Origin of the sequence: Collinsella aerofaciens (genome assembly GCF_039836695.1) — a bacterium.
GTDB classification, from domain to species: domain Bacteria; phylum Actinomycetota; class Coriobacteriia; order Coriobacteriales; family Coriobacteriaceae; genus Collinsella; species Collinsella aerofaciens_BD.
This window is the reverse complement of record NZ_JBDPAC010000017.1, coordinates 1-19,878: the sequence shown is the minus strand read 5'-3', so window position 1 is coordinate 19,878 and position 19,878 is coordinate 1. Positions and strand designations below refer to the sequence as shown.

Below are 19,878 nucleotides of genomic sequence, written 5' to 3'. Positions count from 1 at the left end.
GCAGGCGTTCGTCAGCCGAGGCTAGGCAGCCTGAACAGCGGGCTGGTCCTCGTCGATAAAGAAGCGCTTGTACCACACCAAGAACACGAGCGGCGTATAGATCTTACGCTGGAAATCGCCCTTGCCCGCAAAGTGCAGGTCGAGCAGGTGCATGAGCTCGTCGGTATCGAAGAACTCACTTGCCCACGGCGCGGTGAAGTACTCCTTGACGTAGTCGTACCACTTTTGCTCGCGCAGCCAGTAGACAATCGGCACCGGGAAGCCCACCTTGGGACGGGTGGCCCACTCATCGGGCAGCGACTTGTTGGCAGCGTGGCGGAGTACCTGTTTGTTGCCGTTCTCGTTGATGCGGTAGCGGTCGGGAATGTGCTCGGCGAACTCCATGACTTTGCGGTCCAGGAAGGGCACGCGCAGCTCCAGCGAGTGTGCCATGCACATCTTGTCGGCCTTGAGCAGAATGTCGCCCGGGAGCCACATGTTCATGTCCAGGTACTGCTTCTTGACCAGTTCGGGCTGACCCTTCACGCGTGCGTAGATGGGTGCAGCGAGCTCGAAGGCGCCGTCGCCGGTGTTGTACTCGGGCTTGAGCACGCCGTCGACCTCGCGCTCCGGCCATACCAGAGCCTGTCCCAGGAACGACTTCTCGGGGATCTCGGCACCCTTGACCAGGAAGTTATGTCCCTTGAAGTACGGCATATGCAGCGCCAGGTTACCGAGCGCGCGACGGACGGGCAGCGGCACCATCTTTTTGTACTTGCGCACCGGGACCGTATCCTCGTAGTAGGCGTAGCCGCCAAAGAGCTCGTCGGCGCCTTCGCCCGAAAGCACGACGGTAACGTCCTTGCGGGCCATCTCGGCCAAGAACCACAGCGGCACGGAAGACAGGTTGGACTGCGGTTCGTCCATGTGATACTGGATGTCCTCGAGCGCACCGAAGAACTCGTCGGCGGTAATCATCTTGCGAACGTTCTCGACGCCGAGCTTATCGGAAAGCTCCTTGGCGTAGTTGGTCTCGTTAAAGTTCTTGTAGTCAAAGCCCACCGAGAAGGTCTTGTCGGGCATGAGGCAAGCGGCGATGTAGCTAGAGTCGACGCCACCGGAGAGGAACGACGCGACCTTGACGTCGGCGATGCGATGGGCCTCGACGCTCTCGTGCACGACCTCGTCCAGCTCATCGACATACTCTTCGAACGGCTTCTCGACGGCAGAGTAATCGCAATCCCAGTAGCGCTCGATGTTCATCTTGCCGGTCGGGATATCGACGGTAAAGTAGTGCGCCGGCGGCAGCTTGTAGACACCCTCGAAGAAGGTCTCCTCGGTTGCCGAATACTGCAGCGTCATGTACGGACGCAGAGCCTTTTTGTTGACCGCCTTGTGGAAGTGCGGGTAGTCCAGGAAGCTCTTGATCTCGGAACCAAAGAGCACGCCCGGAGCGCCGTCGCCCGCATCGGCCATGGGATAGTAGTAGAGCGGCTTGATGCCAAAGATGTCGCGGGCGCCAAAAAGCTTGTTCTTCTTTTTGTCCCAGATGACGAAGGCGTACATACCGCGCAGGCGATCGAGAACGGCCTCGCCCCACTCCTCGTAGCCGTGCAGGAGGCTCTCGGTGTCGGCGCCGCAGTGGAACTTGTAGCCCTTGGCCTCGAGCTCAGAACGGAGTTCTTGGAAGTTGTAGATCTCGCCGTTGAAGACAATGACGACGCTACCGTCCTCGTTGGCCATGGGTTGGGCGCCAGCCTCGGTCAGGTCGAGGATCGACAGGCGGCGGAAGCCGAGGGCAACGCGGCCGTCGATAAACTGACCGCCCATGTCGGGACCGCGATGGACGATGCGGTCCATCATCTTGGTGAGCACCTCGGATTGGTTATCCGTCCCACCGACAAAACCGACAAAACCGCACATATACTATCCCCTCTGCTGTTGCTGGGCATCAAATCGAATCAGTAGCTTTTGAGTATACCCGAGGGCGTAAAGAGGGGCGGAATGTTCAGGCAATCTCAACTGAATCAGCTCCGCTGTGACACGCGCCGGTTACCTTTAATGGATATGAGGTGAATGGGGCGATTGTTTTGCTATACTCTCTCCGCACGGGCGATTGGCGCAACGGTTAGCGCAGGTGCTTTACACGCACAAGGCTGGGGGTTCGAATCCCTCATCGCCCACCACTGATTTGATAGGCTCCCAGCAATGGGAGCCTTTCTTTTTTTGGGCCCATCGCAGAGGGATTCGAACCCGACAGGGTGCGGAGCTGAGAAAACGCGCAAGCGTTTTCCAGCGCAGCACGCGAGGGCCGTAGGCCCGAAGCGAGAGCGGGCGGCGGAGCCGCACGCGGACATCCCTCATCGCCCACCACTGATTTGATAGGCCTCCAGCGATGGAGGCCTTTCCTTTTTCATGCCCAGCGCATGGGATTCGAACCCGCCAGCACGTCTGTCACAAAGGCCGTGGTCAAAAAATGGCAAAAATGAGTACTGCTACTTTGTTTGCAACATATAAAAAGACAGTATTTGCTTAAGTTACGCAACATATGTCCATTATAAGGACTAACAGTTAGATCAAAATCGTGTATTCATCGCCATTTCGACTTGATATCTGGCCTTATTAGTCCAAAACTGCTGCTACCAAATCGGTAGCAGTACTCATATTTACTGTTTTTTGGTCAGCAGGTCCCCCTGCCTTAGCAAATCTAAGGCAAAACGGGCTCCAGACCGCTGAATCATGCCGCATAGGGCACGTCAGCAGTCCGGAACCCGGTCCAAATTGAGTTATTGCACCGCGTTAGCCCAAGACACCCGACAGGATCTCAATCAGACTATCCACGTCGGCTTCCTCGCAGACGAGCGGCGGCAGGAAACGCAGCGTATGGGCACCCGTAGCGTTAATCACGGCACCGGCGGCCAGCGCGCGGGCAACAATATCATGCGCATCGCCCGCAGCATCATCCAAATCACAGCCGAGCATCAAGCCGCGGCCACGCACCTCGGTCACGTGCGGCAGCTTAGCGAGCTTTGCCTCCATATAGGCGCCTACCTTGGCAGCATGGTCGGCATAATCGCCGCGCACGAGCGCGGAGAGCGTCGCGGCACACGCCGTGATGGCCAGGCAGCTACCGCCAAAGGTCGAACCATGATCGCCGGGCTTAAAGACGTCGGCGATTTCCTTCTTTGCCACCACGGCACCCATGGGCACGCCGTCGGCAATGCCCTTGGCAAGGCTCATGATGTCAGGCTCCACGCCATAGGTTTGGAATGCAAACGGCTTACCCGTGCGGAAGATGCCGCACTGGACCTCGTCGGCGATAAGCACGGCGCCCACTTCGTGTGCCAGGTCGCGCGCCGCCGCCATAAACTCCTCGGTCATGGGGTGCACGCCACTCTCACCCTGGATCGGCTCGAGCATCACGGCGCAAATTTCACTGCCCAGCTGCTTAAAGATCGCACGCAGTTCATCAACATCGTTGGGCGTGCAGGCCACAAAGCCACCCGGCAGTGGGCGGAAGCTGTCCTGCAGCCAATCCTGCATGGTGGCGGCAATGGTCTCGAGCGTACGGCCGTGGAACCCGCCGCGCATGCACACGATGGTGTTGCCGCCATTACCGGCACGCTTGGCGTACAGGCGCGCGAGCTTCATCGAGCCTTCGTTGGCCTCGGCGCCAGAGTTGGCAAAGAAGGTCTCCCAAACCTGCTCATCCGCAGCCGGGGCACCAAGAGCAGCTGCCGTGGTCTCATCGCCGGCGACAATGGCATCGGCAAGCACGCGCGCACCATCTACGTCGTCGTTAGCAAGCTTGGACAGCAGCGCCGCGACCTGTCCGCGCTGCTCGATGTAGAAGTAATTGGAGACATGCATGAGCTTTTTGGTCTGTGCCTCGAGCGCCGAGAGCACAGCCAGGTTGCCATGACCTAGGCTGCACACGCCGATGCCGGCAAGAAAGTCGAGGTACTCACGGCCATCGTCGCCGGTGAGCTTCATGCCGTGACCCTCGACAAACTCGACCGGAGAGCGGCCAAAGGTATGCATAACGTAATGGGATTCAAGCGATTGCTGAGCTGCAAGTGACATGGGATGCCTTTCGTTGGGCGCCAGACGGCGCGGGGCTATGGGTGCAGGAATGGGGCGGCTGCGGGTCAGCTAGACCGTCTGAAGCTTCTCGACCTCGTCAAGGTTCTCGGTCAGACGCGCAGCAAACGTCGAAAGCGGATGCGGATGCGTATCGAACTCGTAAGCCGTCTCGGTGGAATGGATCACGGTGCCGACGCCGGCATCGGTCAGCAGCTCCAGGAGCAGCGAATGCGGCGTCGTGCCATTGATGATGTGGGCACGAAATACGCCGCCAGTAAGCGCATCGACGGCCGCACGCAGCTTGGGAATCATGCCCTTATCGACCTCGCCGCCGTAGAGCATTTCGTTAACCTCGTCGAGCGTTAGGTTGGAGATAAGCGAGTCCTTGTCGCTAAAGTCCTTGTACAGACCATCGACATCGGTCAAAAAGATTGCCTTATGCGCGTGGAGCGCCGCGGCAACGGCACCGGCGGCGGTATCGGCGTTGATGTTGAAGAAACCGCCGTCCTCCCCCGCCGCGACGGTAGCGATGACGGGGATGTACTCGCTATCGAGTAAGCGCTCGATATAGTCGGTGTTGACGTGCGTCACTTTGCCCACGCGACCGAGCTCGGGGTCGAGCGGCTCGGCGATGAGCGTGCCGGCATCGCTGCCCGACACGCCCACGGCCAGGTTGCCGTGGTGGTTGATGGCAGCAACCAGCTCCTGGTTAACCTTGCCGCCCAGCACCTCGCGCACGATATCCATAGTCGCCGGCGTGGTCACGCGCTGGCCGTTCTTAAACTCGACGGGAATATCGTAATGGCTCAGCGCCTCGTTGATAGCCTTGCCGCCGCCGTGCACGATAACGGGGCGCATGCCGATGATCTTGAGCAAAACGATGTCGCTCATCACGTCGCGGCGCAGCTGCTCATCAACCATGGCGGCTCCGCCATATTTGATAACAACCGTCTTGCCGGTCAGGTTCTTAATCCACGGCAGCGCTTCGAACAGCAGCTGCGCGGTTGCTTCGTTGGATTCGCTCGAACGACAATCGCGTGCGAATTTCATAATCTGCCTCGTCTTTCGTATCGTTATCGCGCCGTGCTCCGCTGTCCGCAATCGCGGCAAGATGCGCAGCGTGCCCGGAATCTAGGAACGGTAGTCGCCGTTGATGGAGATGTACTCATGCGTGAGGTCGCAGGTCCACACAGTCGTTGCCGCGTCGCCTGCGCCCAGGTCGGCCGAGATCACGATCTCGGGCGCCTCGAAACGTCGCAGAGCCTCGTCCTCGTCAAAGGGAACAGTCAGACCGTCGTGACAGACAGGCATGCCCATCATGTCAATGGAAACGTCTTCCTGATTAAACTTCACGCCGCACTTACCGAGTGCCATAGCAACACGGCCCCAGTTGCAGTCGTGGCCGGCGATGCAGGTCTTAACGAGCGGCGAGTTGGCAACGGCACGGGCGGCGATATCGGCCTCCTCGTCGTTCACGGCGCCGGTAACGTTGACCGTAACAAGCTTGGATGCGCCCTCACCATCGGCGGCGATATTGCGCGCCAGGCTCTCGCACACCTCGTGCACGGCAAATGCCAACTCGTCGAAGGCATCGGAGCCCTCGACGATAGGCTCGGCATCTGCGGCAGCGGCGCCGGAGGCAAGCATGATGCAGGTGTCGTTGGTCGAGGTGTCGGAATCGACCGTTACCTTGTTAAAGGTCTGCTTGACGGTCGAGAGCAGCAGGGCGTGGAGCGCCGCCGGCTCGACGGGGGCATCGGTAGTGATGACCGCGATCATGGTGGCCATGTTGGGCATGATCATGCCCGAGCCCTTGCACATACCGCCCACCGTATAGGCATTGCCTGTGTGTCCCGCAGCCTCGCTGACGTAGGACACGGCGTACTCCTTGGAGTGCGTGTCGGTCGTCATGATGGCGCGAGCGGCATCGGCGCCACCGTGGGCGGAAAGTACCTCGTAGGCAGCAGGAATGGCGGTCTCAAACGTGTCGATCGGCAGAATCTGGCCAATCACACCCGTGGAGGCAACCAGAATCTGCTGGGGCTCGCAGCCGATGACCTGCGATGCGATGTTGCATGTCTCGCGCGCGCATGCAAGGCCGGTCTCACCCGTGGCGGCGTTGGCATTGCCAGAGTTGATTGAAACACCGGCGATAATGCCATAGCCCTTGTCCGCACCGCCCAGGTTGGCACGGCTCACCTGCACGGGCGCCGCACAAAAGCGGTTGGTCGTAAACACGCCGGCGCCGGGACAGGGTTTATCAGGCACGACGAGCGCGTAATCCAGACGCTCGGGGTTCTTGCGGAACCCAGCGTGGATGCCTGCAGCCTTAAAACCAGCCGCAGCCGTAACGCCGCCCTCGACGGCGCGAATCTTGATATCAATCAGGTCGGTGTTCATCGTCCCTACGACTCCTTATATCAAACAAAAAAGCGGGCATCGGCTGGCACGCCATACCGGTCGCAACTACTAGACCAGCTTAAAAGTGGCGCCCAACTCGATACCCGACTACCAAATCGCTAACAATCGAATGTGCTACACCGGGCACGCCACTGTGAGCAAGCCTCGTCGCTCGTCAAAGCCAAAAACGATGTTGGCGCACTGGACCGCCTGGCCCGCAGCACCCTTGCACAAATTGTCGATGGCGCCCGTCGCCACCAGCACGCCTGCGCGCTTGTTGAGCGCGAGGCCAATCTGGGCGGCGTTGGTGCCGACGACCGAAGCCGTCTTGGGCTGCTGGTCGGCGTCGAGCACGCGCACAAAGGTGCGACCGGCATAGAACTGCTTGTAATAGTCGACAACGTCCTCAAGAGCCAGGGAGTCGATGGCCTGCGGCGTGAGCGGCAGCGTCACCGTGGAGAGCAGGCCACGCTTGAGCGGTGCCAGATGCGGGGTAAAGACGATGCGATCGGTCAGGCCAAGGATTTGCTCAATCTCGGGCGTATGACGATGCTTGCCTACGCCATAGGCCTCCAAGTTCTCGTCGGCGCTGCAAAAATGCGTACGAGCGTTGCAGGACTTGCCGGCACCCGTTACACCGCTGATGGCATCGACAATCACGGGACCGTTCTCGGCCACCCAGCCCGCACGCACGGCAGGAGCGGCAGCAAGGCTCGTTGCGGTGGGATAGCAACCGGCGCAGGCGACCAGCACGGGTTTGCCGTCGGCATGGCTGGAAGCAGCGGTCTCTAAGTCCTGGCAGAACAGCTCGGGGAGGCCGAAAGCACGCGTCTTGAGCAGCTCGGGGCTCGTATGCGCGGCGGCATACCACGCCTCGAACACGGCCGGATCGCTCAGACGGTAGTCGGCAGACAAATCGAAGCAGGAAACGCCTGCGGCAAGCAGCGCGGGCACCTGTGCCATGGCAGCCGTGTGCGGCACGGCAAGAAAAACCGCATCGCAGCTCTTAAGCTCGGGGGCGTCATGCGTGGTGAAAACCAGATCGCTCACGCCAGCAAAGCTCGGATACACCGCGGACAGCGGCTGGCCGGCATCGGCGTTGGACGTAATGGCAACAAGTTCAAACTCGGGATGGCCGAGCACGAGGCGAATGAGCTCGGCTCCGGCATATCCAGCCGCGCCGACGATTCCAACCTTCAATGACATATCAGACTCCTTGTCTGCGATTTATGCACCGATGCGCATTTCGCAGTGGTCGTTATGAAGTGGGTTGAAACTTTAGCACCAAAAGATGCATGAACACGTAAATGGCTTGCATATTCATGCATTGAAACAATCCCGACACATTCGCTTGAAAGAATTGACAAATAAATGCGGGCCCCATATTACCCAGTGCGCCTTACGGTGACGTTGCAATGTGGGACCCGCTACATGCGAGAATTTGAATTGTCGAAGCTTGCTGGGAGACTCGTTTAGAGCTTGACCGGCACCCATTCGTCATGGTTGCAGATAAAAGCCTCGGGATCCTCGACGCTAAAGAAGACGAGCGTGGGATCGCCTGCGCCCTCGTAGTGCTCGCCTAGGCGCTCCAGGTGCCTCCAGCCTGCCTCGCGCATATCGGGAGCGGCCTGGTCATCCAGACCCGCATGCCCGCGCAAGATAAGCCAGCCATGGCCCGGCCACCAACTCGTGGCCTCAAAGCGTTGGTTTTGCAGCAGCTCCTGCCACACATCCTTGGTGCGCGCCGTCACAAACCACAGCTTGCCGTCCTGGATCTGCGCAAACGAAAACGGACGCACATGCGGCTGCCCGTCCACGCTCGTCGCCAAGTACCACGCCGGCACCGACGTCAGATACTCCAACACCGTATTCAATCCGTCCATGTGTCCTCCTGTATTAGCCAGTTTGAGAGCCTGGTTTGTGTGAGCTAGAGCTCCAGGCGCTCCTCGCTGCCGTCGATATCACAGAAGCGGGCGGCAATGTTGCGGACCGAAAAGAAAGCAAGGCGGCCGTCGTTGGCGCTCTCGTGTTCCTCGCCGATGCCCACCATGTGCTTAAAACCCGCTTGACGCACCTTGTCGCTCGCAACTGCGTCGTCCTCAAGTGCGGCCTCGCCGGTCAACACGATCCAACATTCCCCCGGCTTCCAGCCCGAGAGCTCAAACTTGGAATTCGCGCTGAGCTCGGCCCACACATCCTTGTCGCGCGACGTGCAAAACCACAGTTTACCGTCATCGACCATGGCAAACGAAAACGGTCTCACGCGGGGCTGATGTCCATCGGCCACATCGGTCGTGGCCAGATACCACGCCGGAATGCGCCTGAGATACGAACAGGCGCGCTCAAGCTGAGCCGTGCGGTCGTTGTCGGTCATAGGGACCTCTTTCTTGCGCTCGAATCGCGCCTAAACAAGTTGAAGATTGATGACGATGACGCAGATGAGCAGCAACGCCGTCACCACCGCCGCGAACGCATCGCCGCGGCCAAATGCAAGCGCATGCAGGCGCGTGCGGCCCTGCTCGCCATGATAGCAGCGTGCATCCATGGCAGCAGACAGCGTCTCGGCATGGCGGAACACGCCGGTGAACAGCGGAATCGCCACACTGCCGAGCATGCGTACGCCACCGAGCGGACCGCCCGTCACGCGCGCGCCGCGGCTTGCTTGTGCATCGGCCGTCTGCTTCATCTCAGTGGCAAACTGCGGCATAAAGCGTAGCGCGATACCCATGATCATGCCGAGCTCGTGCGCAGGAAGTCCCACACGCGCAAACGGCGCGAGCAGGCGCTCAAAGCCCGCGGTGAGATCGAGCGTCGGCGTGGTGAGTGTAATGGCGCTCATGCCGGCCATCATCAACGTCAGGCGGCACGCCATAAAGACGGCAGAACGCAGCGAGCCCTCGCTTATCTGCAAAAATCCGAGCTGCCACAGGATGCGCCCATTCTGATCGGTAAACAAGTTGAGCACCGCGACCACGACGACGATTGCCAGCAGCGGCGCCATCGACGACAGAACGCGACGAACCGGCACCCGAGACACGGCATAGATCAGCACGACGAAAATTGTGACAGGGGCCAGTCCGCGGAAGCTGCTGACTGTGAGCGTCGTGATCAGAAACACAAAGCCCAAGAGCAACTTGGTTCGCGGGTCCAGGCGGTGAATTGCACTATCGCTGGGATAGTAACTACCAAACGAAAACGCCTCCATCAGCAGCCCTCCTCTCGCGCGACCGTCTTGGATTTAGCAATGTCCGCGACGTTAGAAGGACCGCCCGAGCGACCGATTAGCAGGTCCACCAACTCATCTGCCAGCGACTCAACCGTATAGAGGCCGTCAAAGCGCAGCGGCACGCCTGCCTTCGCAAGCGTCAGCGCCATGCGCTGGGCAGCGGGAACACCCAAGCCGATTGATTTAAGCTCATCCGCATGCGCAAAAACCTGAGTGGGCGTGCCCTCGGCAAACACCGCGCCCTCGTTCATCACGACAATACGGTCGCAGCAATTGGCCAGGTCATCCATGCTGTGCGAAACCATGACAACGGTCAGGCCATCGCGGTGAAGTCGATCGATGAGCCCTAGGAAATCCCTGCGCGCAGCCGGATCGAGCCCCGCCATGGGTTCATCGAGCACCAGGACTTCGGGCTCCATGGCGAGCACGCCGGCGAATGCCACGCGCCGTTGCTGACCGCCCGAAAGCTCAAAGGGACTCTTGTCGCCGACCGTGGAAAGGTCGAGGCCCACGCGCAAGAGCGATGACTCGACACGACGGTCGACTTCATCTTGCGGCAAGCCAAGGTTATGCGGACCAAACGCCACGTCCTGCGCCACGGTTTCGGCAAACAGCTGACGCTCAGGATATTGAAACACCACGCCGACCTTGGCCTTAACCGCGGCGGCGTCTTTCTTGTTTGACAGATCGAGCCCCAGCGCGCGAACGGATCCCTCCTGGGGGCGAATCAAACCGTTGAGATGCTGGACCAGCGTCGACTTACCCGAACCGGTATGACCTGCCAAGCCCAGGAACTCGCCGCGACGCACCGTCAGCGATACATCGCGCAGCGCCCACGGGCTGCTTGGGTCGTTTCCCCAGAGAGCCTGTTTGCTCGATTTGCCCGCAGTGGCCGAGCGCTTATGCCAGCGGCGGCGCTCGCGCGGACTGAGCGAATAGCTAAACGAAAGGTGCGAAATCTCGATAACGGGCTCCAGCGCGTCTGCGCCATCGAGCGCAGAGGAAACGTTGTCGGGAATACGAGGATCGAATGCGAAAGGCCGCCCGGCGATGCCTGTCCTACTCCGCTCGGCATAAGCCTGCGCTATACCGGCGACCATATCCGCCTCGCGCACCTGCGCATAAACGGGCACGCCCTTCGCACGAAGCGCCACGCCCAAACGGCACGACTCCGGCATATCAAGGTTGAGCTGCGCGAGTTCGTCCGCCTGCGTCAAGATCTCCTCGGGCGTGCCCAACATGGCAACGCGGCCCGCTTGGAAGACAGCAACGCGATCGGCCTCGGCAGCCTCTTCCATAAAGTGCGTAATCATCACGATGGTCATGCCACGATCGTGGAGCGCACGGCAAGCCTTCATGAGGCCCTTGCGCCCACGCGGATCGAGCATCGAGGAAGCCTCATCCAAGATGAGCACGCGCGGTTCCATGGCAAGTACGCCGGCAAGCGCCACGCGCTGCTTTTGTCCGCCCGAGAGCGCATGGGTCTCGTGGCGCTCAAAGCCCACCAGGCCCACGCCCTTCAGCGCCTCGCGTACGCGCTGCGCAATTTGCGCCGATGGCACGCCAAGGTTTTCGGGACCGAACGCAACGTCATCTTCGACAAGCGTTGCCACCAGCTGGTCGTCGGGATTCTGGAACACCATGCCCGCGGTCGAGCGAATGTCGTAGACCAGCTCGGGGTCGGACGTATCCATGCCGTTGATACGTACCGTGCCCGCATCGGGCTGCAGCAGCGCATTCAGGTGCTTGGCAAACGTCGACTTGCCCGACCCATTGCCACCGAGGATGCAGAAAAACTCACCGTCCTCGATGTTCAGATCGACACCGTCGAGTGCTTTCGCAACGCCGTCGTAGCTAAATGAGATGCCCCGACACTCAATCATGCGCGGCCTTTGACCTGGCCCTTTTTAGGCGTGATGAGGTTGGAGACCGCCTTGTACACCGCAAGCGTCAATACCGAATTAAGCACGGTCTTGATAAGGTTGAACGGCAGCACGGCAGGAATCATGAGCGGTGCGATCACATCGACCGAGCCATACCAGAACCATACGCCAATGGTAAGGTTTGCGACCATAGACAGCGCCGTAGCGGCAATGACGCCGAGCACCAGACCAATCACGGCACCCTTATAGGTGTGCATCTTCTGGTAGACGATAGCCGCGGGCAGAATGTAGCCCAGCGTGGCAACCAAGTTCATAAGCGCACCGACCCAATCGCCCGTGGTAAGCGCATGGATAACGATAGCCATGGCGGCAACAGCTGTGCCGGCACCAGGGCCATACGCAAACCCACACACCATCGCCGGCACCAGCGACGGATCATAGGTCAAAAACGGCGCCGAAGGAAGGATGGGCAGCTGCACGTACATAAACAGGGCGCCCAAGGCGCACATCAACGCCATGGTAACGAGCTGTTTGGTGCTCCACCTATTCGTGTTCTCAAAATGGATATGCTGCGACTGTTCAGACATTAAGATCACCTGCCTCTTTCATCCGGACTCTAACCGTTGGTACTGGGATCTCACCAGTTCAGCCGGCATGCGAACCAACGCACACACGGGTCGCGGACTCATCGGCTCGGTCGCAGGCATCTCACCTGCGCCACGGCGTCCCTTTGACACCGCCCGATTTACCGCCAGTGGGGAATTCCACCCCGCCCTGAAACAGCAATTGCAAGTGTAGCACGAGCAATCGCTCGCGCAAGTATGCCGAGGGTAATTTGTGGCGGGGATCAGTTGCCGCAACAACCACGTTCCCCACCCATCCCAAAGTAGCGCGCCTTTCGCGCAAAGCGCGAAACAGCGAAGGGACACGTACTCCTATCGACCACGTCCTTCTACGCCCGCCGACCTCAAGGCCGTAAACGCAGGGAATCCGGGGGCGGGACGGGGGCTTCTCTCCGGAATATTCCGCAGGACGCAAAGAGGCTCCGCAGCGCGAAGCGCGATGCGGAGCCTCTTTGCATGTCCGAGGACGTTCCGGAGAGAAGCCCCCGTCCCGCCCCCGGATTCCCGGTGGGAGTTCTAGACCTTGTCGGCCTTAGTACATACCGCCGCCCTGCTGACCAGCGGTAGCAGCAGCGATTGCGTCCTCAAGCTGAGTGTTCTTGGGGACATCGGAGACGGTAGCCTCGGTGATGAGAATCAGGCTGGCGACAGAAGCAGCGTTCTGCAGGGTGACGCGGCTGACCTTGACGGGGTCGAGGACGCCCATCTCGATCATATCGCCCCACTCGCCGTTGGCAGAGTTGAGACCCTGGCCGGCGGGCAGCTCGGCAACCTTGTCGACCACGACAGCGCCCTCAAAGCCAGCGTTCTTGGCGATGGTAGCGACCGGAGCGGTCAGAGCCTTCTTGACGATATCGACGCCAATCTTCTCCTCGGGGTCGTCGATCTCAACAGCGTCGAGCGCAGGAGCAGCGTCCATGAAGGCGACGCCGCCGCCAGCGACAATGCCCTCCTCGACAGCAGCGCGGGTAGCCTGCAGGGCGTCCTCGACGCGATGCTTGATCTCCTTGAGCTCAGACTCGGTAGCAGCGCCGACCTTGATGACGGCAACGCCACCGGAGAGCTTGGCCAGGCGCTCCTGGAGCTTCTCGCGGTCGAAGTCAGAGGTGGTGTTCTCCATCTCACCCTTGATCTGAGCGATACGAGCGTCGATGGCCTCCTTGGAGCCAGCGCCGCCGACGATGACGGTGTTGTCCTTGGAGATGGTGACGGACTTAGCGGTACCGAGCATATCGGCGGTGATGTCAGCGACCTTCACGCCCAGCTCGTCCAGGGCAGCCTGGCCACCGGTGAGGACGGCGATGTCCTCGAGGATGCGCTTGCGGCGATCGCCGTAGCCCGGGGCCTTGACGGCGCAGACGTTGAGGGCGCCACGGATCTTGTTGAGGACCAGGGTCGGCAGAGCCTCGCCGTCGATGTCCTCAGCGATGATGAGCAGGCCACGGCCAGCGCGCTGGACAGCCTCGAGAACGGGCATGATGTCCTGAACGCTGGAGATCTTCTGGTCGGTGATGAGGATGTACGGATCCTTCATCACGGCCTCCATGCGGTCGTTGTCCGTGACGAAGTAAGCGGAGACATAGCCCTTATCAAACTGCATGCCCTCGACGGTGTCGATGGTGATGTCGAACGTCTGGGAATCCTCGACGGTGATGACGCCGTCCTTGCCCACGACCTCCATAGCCTCGGCGATCTTCTCGCCGACCTCGGGGTCACCGGCGGAGATGGTACCGACGGAAGCGATCTGCTCCTTGGTCTCGACCGGCTTGGCCTGCTTCTTCATCTCGGCGACGGCGGCGTTGACGGCCTTATCGATGCCGCGACGGATGGCCAGCGGGTTGGCGCCAGCGGCGACGTTGCGCAGACCGTCGTTGACGATGGCCTGAGCGAGCAGGGTTGCGGTGGTGGTGCCGTCACCCACGGTGTCGTTGGTCTTGGTGGCGACCTCCTTCACCAGCTGAGCGCCCATGTTCTCGATGTTGTCCTCGAGCTCGATCTCCTTGGCGACGGAAACGCCGTCGTTGGTGATGGTCGGAGCACCGAACGTGCGCTGCAGCGCAACGTAGCGGCCCTTGGGGCCCATGGTGACGGTAACGGCGTCGGCCAGAGTGTTGACGCCCTTGGCAAGCTTAGCGCGGGCATCGGTGTTGAACGTAATGTTCTTTGCCATGGTAGGTAATCCTCCAAAAGAAATGTGACTCGCGTCGCCGCTTCCGAGTCCTATGCGGCGGGCGCGTTCAAAGACGAATCAGAGATTCTGACGAGACTAGGCCTCGACGACAGCGTAGATGTCGTCGGCGCGCATCAGCAGATACTTCTCGCCGTCGACCTTGACCTCGTTGCCACCGAACTTACCGTAGATGACAACGTCACCGACCTTGACGTCCATGGGGATGCGCTCACCCTTGTCGTTGACCTTGCCGGCGCCCACGGCAACGATGGTGCCGCGCTGCGGCTTCTCCTGGGCGTTGCTGGCGATGTACAGACCAGAAGCGGTCTTCTGCTCGGCCTCGTCGGGCTTGACCAGAACACGATCTGCAAGCGGCTTCAAAGACGACATGCTTGTCTCCTCCTTTTTGGGCCGCGCGGTTATACCACGCGAATTAACCCTTTTTGTTTGCGTACGCGTTGAATGGTACCCACGAATGGCGGGTTATACAACACGGAGTCAAAAAATCTTATTTTTTGGCACTTAGATTTTCTGAATGCCGGGGGATAACTTAGCGATGCCTCCCGTGTGGCTCCGGAGGGGCGGGGCGTAAGGTTTCCTGCTCGGGCAGTCCTGCTCGCACGAAGGCCACATTAAGTGGCCTTCGGCTCGTGCGGAACTCGCGATAAACCTTATGCCCCGCCCCTCCGGAGCCACACGGGAGGCAGGTTAACTAATTCGAGCCCGGCATTCAGAAAAGTCAGTGCAGCAAAATGGCGATGCGGATAGCGACATGGGCATGGTTTTCGTTGCGCGCACGGGTCCCCTGGGGAGCACCGTGCATTTTTGGGAGTATTCAGCAAGCCAGGACGGCTGCATACACGCCGGACACACCATATTGGTCCCAAGGACGCCTTCGACCGGCGATTTGAGTCGGCAGGCAAACCCCGCCAGGACAAAAAGGCATGCTTCGCGCCGTACCGGAGCCCAAAATGACGTCAATCTCCGCAACGTTACTCAGCCGCAGCGGCACCGGCAGAGCTCGCGGTGCTGAATACTCCGTTTTTTGCACGGCACGGGCGGGGGTACATCAGGATCAGGAAGGACATCCCAGCCTTTTTATGCAATCTGTAATGGGAAGTATGCAAAACACCAAGAGATAGCATTGCTGGTGTCCAAATTGAGCGCGGGGCAGCAGCACCTCCGCCCCGCACCCAAATCCAACAGAGCAGGGACGCTCATGGCGGATCCCCACCAAAACGCAAACGCGGCTCGAGCGCTATCCCAAAAAGGCTGCCCGAGCCGCGCTTAACGGTACGGCATGAATACTTAGCGCTCGTAAATCAAGTTACCTGCCAGGTAGGTGGTCTGAACCTTGGTAGCCTGGAGCTCTTGGGGGTCGATGGTGAGCGGGTTTTGGTCCAGGACTACCAGGTCGGCATACTTGCCGGGCTCCAAGCTGCCGAGGTTTTGCTCGTCGCCCGCTGCATAGGCGCTGCCCAGGGTGTAGTTGCGCAGGGCTGTTGCTGCATCGATGCGCTCGCTCGGTAACCAGCCGTCCTCGGGCCAGTGGCTTTTGGGGTCCTGGCGCGTAATAGCCGTGTAGAGCACGTTCATGCTGGTAACGGGCGTGATAGGGCTGTCGGTACCGAAGGCTTGGCGGATGCCGCGCTGCTTATAGGTCGCAAACGGCCACATGATGCGGCTGCGTTCCAGGCCCAGATCGCGCTCGGGGCCGCCCGGGTCGAGTGTAATGTGGCAGGGCTGGCTCGAGGCAACGACGTTAAGCTTGCGTAGACGATCGATGTCCTCGGGCAAGAGGTTCTCCAGATGCTCGAGCGTATTATGGCCGTGCTGGGGCAGGCCGTACAATTCGGCGGCCTCCTCAAAGATATCGAGCGCAGCATGGATGGCACCGTCGCCGATGACGTGAATACGCACAGTGTGGCCACGCTCCGCAGCCGCCAGAACCAGCTTACGCATGCGCTCGGCAGGAACTGTCAGACGGCCCTGGTCGCCCGGGAAGCGCGGATTGGTATAGGGCTCGGTGAGATAGGCCGTGTGTTCGCTCGACACGCCATCGAAGAACTGCTTAAAGCCCGGTGCCGAGAGCAGCGCGTTGTTCGCGTAGCGGGCCTGCAGCTCTTCCAAGCGCGACTGGTCATCCAGCAGCGTGGGGAACAGATGGGCTCGGATGCCCAGCTTGCCGGCTGCCTGCAGTTTGTCGTAGACGTCGTCGCGGATAAAATCGCAGCCCGGCATGGGCATGAGCGACATATCGCATATCGAGGTGATGCCCTGCTCGGCCATCCGCCTCATTTGATCGGCGTAAGCGCTTGCGATGCGATCCTCGCCCAGCCACTCAAGGCAGCGCGGTAGCAGCTGCATGGCAGCCGCCTCGTGAGCAATGCCCGTGAGCTCGCCGTTTGCATCCTTGTCGTAGCTGCCGCCCGCTGGCGGCTCGCTGTCGCGTGTGACGCCGAGCGCCTCGAGTGCGCGGCTGTTGAGCCAAAGCGTGTGCCCGTCGCCCGAATACATAACACAGGGACGATCGGGGAATGCCGCATCGAGCGACGCCTTGGTAGGATGCTCGGGCGGGTCCCAACGGTAGTCGCGCCAGCCCTGCGTCACAACCCAAGCGTCGTCGGGCAGGTCCTGGGAAAACTCGAGCGCATGTTGCACCAGCGCCGCCTCGGACGTGCCCATATCCATAAGCATGTACGGCGAGGAACCGACCGAGGTATGGAAGAAGTGCAGATGAGCGTCATGGAAACCGGGGCAGACAAACTGCTCGCCGTAGTCGATAACCGACGTGGCGGCGGGAGCGGCGGCGATCACGTCATCGGGCGCACCGACTGCGACGATACGGTCGCCTGCGATGGCAATCGCCAGCTCGCGGGCGGTATCGATGCCGTCTTGCGCGGTAAAGACGTTCTTGGAGCGGATAATCCGATCGATATGTTGCATGGGCATCCCCATCTCTGGCAGGAAATTCAACACCCCCGAGTGTACTCCCCCGCCCTTGTAACAAAACCCCAAGCGGCAAACGGCAACTTTACCAGCCCTAGCGGCAGGTGGCATACTGGAGAGAGCCTGTACGATTTTGCGATCAACCCAGCAAGGAGCAAATCGACCATGACGAAGACCAAGGCACAGCAGATTATGGCGGCGACCGAGGCTCGCGCGGCTGACGACGTCACCGCAGCCATCAAAGATATCGCTACCGAGTTTGAGCCCTATATCATCAAGCAGCGCCGCCACTTCCATAAGCACCCGGAGCTGAGCCTCGCCGAGGAGCGCACGACCTCCGACATCGCCAACCAGCTTGACGCCATGAATATCCCCTACGAGCGTCCCCTTAAGACGGGCCTTGTGGCGACCCTTCGCGGCACCGCGCCGGATGCCTACCGCGAGGACGGCACGCCACGCCGCCGCATCCTGCTGCGCGCCGACATCGATGCCCTGCCCGTCACCGAGCAGACCGGCGAGGAGTTCGCCAGCGTCAACGAGGGCTGCATGCACGCCTGCGGCCACGACTGCCATATCGCCATGATGCTCGGAACGCTGCAAATCCTGCGCCATATGACCGACGACATCCACGGCGAAGTCCGCATCGTATTCCAGCCCAGCGAGGAAAACGGCCAGGGCGCTAAGCTCATGATCGGCACGGGTGTGCTCGACGGCGTCGATGGCGCCTACGCCGCGCACATCTGGAGTGAGGTCGACGCCGGCACCGTGAGCTGCGAGCCCGGACCGCGCATGGCCAATACCGACTGGTTCCGTATCGATGTACGCGGCACCTCGTGCCACGGCGCCATGCCCCAGCGCGGTCACGACGCCGTCATGGTGGCCGCAGAGATCGTCAACGCCCTGCAGACCATCGTCTCGCGCGAAATCAGCCCCTACGAGCCGGCCGTCATCACCGTCGGCGAGCTGCACGGCGGCACCGCGCGCAACGTTATCGCCGGCACGGCCTACCTCGCCGGCACGGTGCGCACCTACGGCGATTCGACCCACGAGGAAATGCCGGAGCTTATGCGCCGCATCGTGGAGCATACCGCGGCCGCCTTGGGCGCCGAGGCAGAGCTCACCGACTACACCATCGCCAACTACAAGGTCGAAAACGACGCCGCCTCGAGCGAGCGCTGCCGTCAGGCTGTAATCAAGTGCCTGGGCCCCACCGGCCAAGGCCATTATCGCGGCACGCTTTCGGGCGAGGATTTTTCGGAGTACCTGCGTCGCGTACCGGGCGTGCTCGCCTTTGTAGGTACGCGCAACCCCAAGATTGGCGCCACGTACGCCCAACATTCCTGCTTCTACAAGATCGACGAGACCGTGCTGGCAAAGGGCTCCATGGTGGCCGCCCAGTATGCTATCGACTTTTTGGCCGAGCCCACGCAAGAGGAGCTCGACGGCCCCGCGATTACCGCGGTCGCCGAAACCAACCCCGATCTGGCCGCCAAGTTGCGCTCTGCCAAGGCGACGAGCGCCGAGGCTCGCGACGCCATCCATGATGCCCGCACGGCTCGCCATGCCGCGATCAAGGGCATCCACGACGCACGCGCTGCTGCACGCCGCGAGGAGAAGCACGACGAGTAGTCGTCACACCCATCCATAACAGCCTGGCTAAAGCAGAGCGGGGGCGGACGTATCGAAACGTCCGCCCCCGCTCATTCTTCAAGCGCTATTTCTACCATTTCTACCCCGTCCCCAAATAGCAGGCGGCGTGGCTACTCGTCCTGAGGCTCCTCGTCGGAGCTTGGCTCGGACGCCGGCTCAGGTGCAGGTGCCGGCTCAGGCGCAGGCTCAGGTGCAGGCTCGGACTCAGATGCCGTCTCAGGCTCGGGCGCCGGCTCAGGCTCGGTCGCGGGAGCGGGTGCAGGTGCCGGCGAAGCATCCGGAGCACCGTAACCCGAAGGGGTGGACTTCTTCTCGAAGGGCAACACAAAAGTCAGGACGTCGTCCTTATCCTCATCGGCCCACTCGCTTGCATAGCGTGCGGCCCAATAGCCAACGGCACGGTGCTTGAGCATCTTGCCAAAGACCGTAAGAAATACGGTGACGAAAGCGACCAGCACCAAGAACAGCGCGAGCGTGACGCCACCGCCGGTAACGATTGCCTCAATACCCGTAGGACGATAGTAGTAGCTATACATACCGACAGAGGCAATGGCGCCAAAGACGACCGTCAAGATCCATGTGACAACGTTGGCGACCAGGCCCGTCAAAAACTCGGGAAGGAACGAAGCACAGAACAGCTTGGTCTTGTTGTGCTTAAACGCCGCCCAGACCTTATCGAGCGAAAACGCGCTCTCGACACGCCCGGTCACCGCAAAGTGCATCACGGCGATGTCGGCGAACATCTTAAAGAAGACACCCAGAATCGCCGAGGCAATTAGCGCCAGGACAAGCAGGCCAAGCGAGCCAAACAGCGCAGCCTCGAGCGCATAAGAGCCGTAATCAGAACCACCCTTAAAAAGGGTGGTTTGCTCTTAGGGTATAACCCACGGGCCCCGGGCTCGCGTCTAAAGGCGC

The 19,878-nt window shown here is 60.7% G+C and carries 15 protein-coding genes, 1 tRNA gene and 1 riboswitch; of the genes, 2 read left to right on the top strand and 14 right to left on the bottom strand.

Going from position 1 to position 19,878, the window contains the following annotated elements:
• Positions 1-21 precede the first annotated feature (21 nt).
• Complete coding sequence (asnB, locus tag ABG996_RS08115) at positions 22-1,902, bottom strand: asparagine synthase (glutamine-hydrolyzing) (RefSeq protein ID WP_347479518.1); 1,881 nt, start codon at positions 1,900-1,902, stop codon at positions 22-24.
• A 187-nt stretch (positions 1,903-2,089) separates the two neighbouring features.
• On the opposite strand from asnB, the gene ABG996_RS08110 reads away from it, so the two are divergent.
• Positions 2,090-2,165, top strand: a tRNA-Val gene (locus ABG996_RS08110).
• Between the two features lie 613 nt (positions 2,166-2,778).
• Here ABG996_RS08110 and ABG996_RS08105 read toward each other — a convergent pair.
• The 12 genes from ABG996_RS08105 to ABG996_RS08050 form a co-directional block, all read right to left on the bottom strand.
• Positions 2,779-4,062 carry an aminotransferase class III-fold pyridoxal phosphate-dependent enzyme gene (locus ABG996_RS08105; RefSeq protein WP_347479516.1) on the bottom strand — a complete coding sequence of 428 codons (1,284 nt, stop codon included), beginning with the start codon at positions 4,060-4,062 and terminating at the stop codon, positions 2,779-2,781.
• Positions 4,063-4,131: 69 nt separating this feature from the next.
• Positions 4,132-5,112, bottom strand: coding sequence for an acetylglutamate kinase (gene argB / locus ABG996_RS08100; RefSeq protein ID WP_055252306.1), 981 nt, complete (start codon positions 5,110-5,112; stop codon positions 4,132-4,134).
• 81 nt (positions 5,113-5,193) lie between these two features.
• Positions 5,194-6,462, bottom strand: a complete 1,269-nt coding sequence (argJ, locus tag ABG996_RS08095; RefSeq protein ID WP_347479515.1) for a bifunctional glutamate N-acetyltransferase/amino-acid acetyltransferase ArgJ — start codon at positions 6,460-6,462, stop codon at positions 5,194-5,196.
• A gap of 135 nt (positions 6,463-6,597) precedes the next feature.
• On the bottom strand, positions 6,598-7,668 hold the full coding sequence (argC, locus tag ABG996_RS08090) for an N-acetyl-gamma-glutamyl-phosphate reductase (protein WP_347479513.1): 1,071 nt from the start codon (positions 7,666-7,668) through the stop codon (positions 6,598-6,600).
• A 266-nt stretch (positions 7,669-7,934) separates the two neighbouring features.
• Entirely contained in the window at positions 7,935-8,345 is a 411-nt protein-coding gene (locus ABG996_RS08085; protein WP_347479511.1) for a pyridoxamine 5'-phosphate oxidase family protein, read from the bottom strand.
• Positions 8,346-8,389: 44 nt separating this feature from the next.
• Positions 8,390-8,836, bottom strand: coding sequence for a pyridoxamine 5'-phosphate oxidase family protein (locus ABG996_RS08080; protein ID WP_347479509.1), 447 nt, complete (start codon positions 8,834-8,836; stop codon positions 8,390-8,392).
• Positions 8,837-8,866: 30 nt separating this feature from the next.
• Entirely contained in the window at positions 8,867-9,667 is an 801-nt protein-coding gene (locus ABG996_RS08075; RefSeq protein ID WP_347479507.1) for an energy-coupling factor transporter transmembrane component T family protein, read from the bottom strand.
• Entirely contained in the window at positions 9,667-11,571 is a 1,905-nt protein-coding gene (locus tag ABG996_RS08070; protein ID WP_347479505.1) for an energy-coupling factor transporter ATPase, read from the bottom strand. The genes ABG996_RS08075 and ABG996_RS08070 overlap by 1 nt, the downstream gene beginning before the upstream one ends.
• Entirely contained in the window at positions 11,568-12,158 is a 591-nt protein-coding gene (locus ABG996_RS08065) for an ECF transporter S component (protein WP_347479504.1), read from the bottom strand. The genes ABG996_RS08070 and ABG996_RS08065 overlap by 4 nt, the downstream gene beginning before the upstream one ends.
• 6 nt (positions 12,159-12,164) lie before the next feature.
• Positions 12,165-12,357: riboswitch (FMN riboswitch) on the bottom strand.
• Between the two features lie 369 nt (positions 12,358-12,726).
• Positions 12,727-14,364, bottom strand: a complete 1,638-nt coding sequence (gene groL, locus ABG996_RS08060; protein ID WP_347479502.1) for a chaperonin GroEL — start codon at positions 14,362-14,364, stop codon at positions 12,727-12,729.
• A 96-nt stretch (positions 14,365-14,460) separates the two neighbouring features.
• Positions 14,461-14,754 (bottom strand): co-chaperone GroES, encoded by a 294-nt coding sequence (gene groES, locus ABG996_RS08055; RefSeq protein ID WP_022094351.1) that lies wholly within the window; start codon positions 14,752-14,754, stop codon positions 14,461-14,463.
• 918 nt (positions 14,755-15,672) lie between these two features.
• On the bottom strand, positions 15,673-17,316 hold the full coding sequence (locus tag ABG996_RS08050) for an amidohydrolase (protein WP_347479499.1): 1,644 nt from the start codon (positions 17,314-17,316) through the stop codon (positions 15,673-15,675).
• A 162-nt stretch (positions 17,317-17,478) separates the two neighbouring features.
• Between ABG996_RS08050 and ABG996_RS08045 the strand changes: the two genes are divergently transcribed.
• The gene (locus tag ABG996_RS08045; protein ID WP_117640272.1) at positions 17,479-18,942 is read left to right on the top strand and encodes a M20 family metallopeptidase; all 1,464 of its coding nucleotides are present in this window, start codon (positions 17,479-17,481) and stop codon (positions 18,940-18,942) included.
• 131 nt (positions 18,943-19,073) lie between these two features.
• Here the strand turns inward: ABG996_RS08045 and ABG996_RS08040 are convergent, their stop codons facing one another.
• Positions 19,074-19,775: a DUF4013 domain-containing protein gene (locus ABG996_RS08040; protein ID WP_347479550.1), complete on the bottom strand. Its 702-nt coding sequence runs from the start codon at positions 19,773-19,775 to the stop codon at positions 19,074-19,076.
• Positions 19,776-19,878: the final 103 nt, after the last annotated feature.

Excerpts from the sequence above, each read along its gene's own strand:
- asnB (WP_347479518.1), bottom strand. The coding sequence starts at position 1,902 with ATGTGCGGTTTTGTCGGTTTTGTCGGTGGGACGGATAACCAATCCGAG.
- ABG996_RS08105 (WP_347479516.1), bottom strand. The coding sequence starts at position 4,062 with ATGTCACTTGCAGCTCAGCAATCGCTTGAATCCCATTACGTTATGCAT.
- argB (WP_055252306.1), bottom strand. The coding sequence starts at position 5,112 with ATGAAATTCGCACGCGATTGTCGTTCGAGCGAATCCAACGAAGCAACC.
- argJ (WP_347479515.1), bottom strand. The coding sequence starts at position 6,462 with ATGAACACCGACCTGATTGATATCAAGATTCGCGCCGTCGAGGGCGGC.
- argC (WP_347479513.1), bottom strand. The coding sequence starts at position 7,668 with ATGTCATTGAAGGTTGGAATCGTCGGCGCGGCTGGATATGCCGGAGCC.
- ABG996_RS08085 (WP_347479511.1), bottom strand. The coding sequence starts at position 8,345 with ATGGACGGATTGAATACGGTGTTGGAGTATCTGACGTCGGTGCCGGCG.
- ABG996_RS08080 (WP_347479509.1), bottom strand. The coding sequence starts at position 8,836 with ATGACCGACAACGACCGCACGGCTCAGCTTGAGCGCGCCTGTTCGTAT.
- ABG996_RS08075 (WP_347479507.1), bottom strand. The coding sequence starts at position 9,667 with ATGGAGGCGTTTTCGTTTGGTAGTTACTATCCCAGCGATAGTGCAATT.
- ABG996_RS08070 (WP_347479505.1), bottom strand. The coding sequence starts at position 11,571 with ATGATTGAGTGTCGGGGCATCTCATTTAGCTACGACGGCGTTGCGAAA.
- ABG996_RS08065 (WP_347479504.1), bottom strand. The coding sequence starts at position 12,158 with ATGTCTGAACAGTCGCAGCATATCCATTTTGAGAACACGAATAGGTGG.
- groL (WP_347479502.1), bottom strand. The coding sequence starts at position 14,364 with ATGGCAAAGAACATTACGTTCAACACCGATGCCCGCGCTAAGCTTGCC.
- groES (WP_022094351.1), bottom strand. The coding sequence starts at position 14,754 with ATGTCGTCTTTGAAGCCGCTTGCAGATCGTGTTCTGGTCAAGCCCGAC.
- ABG996_RS08050 (WP_347479499.1), bottom strand. The coding sequence starts at position 17,316 with ATGCCCATGCAACATATCGATCGGATTATCCGCTCCAAGAACGTCTTT.
- ABG996_RS08045 (WP_117640272.1), top strand. The coding sequence starts at position 17,479 with ATGACGAAGACCAAGGCACAGCAGATTATGGCGGCGACCGAGGCTCGC.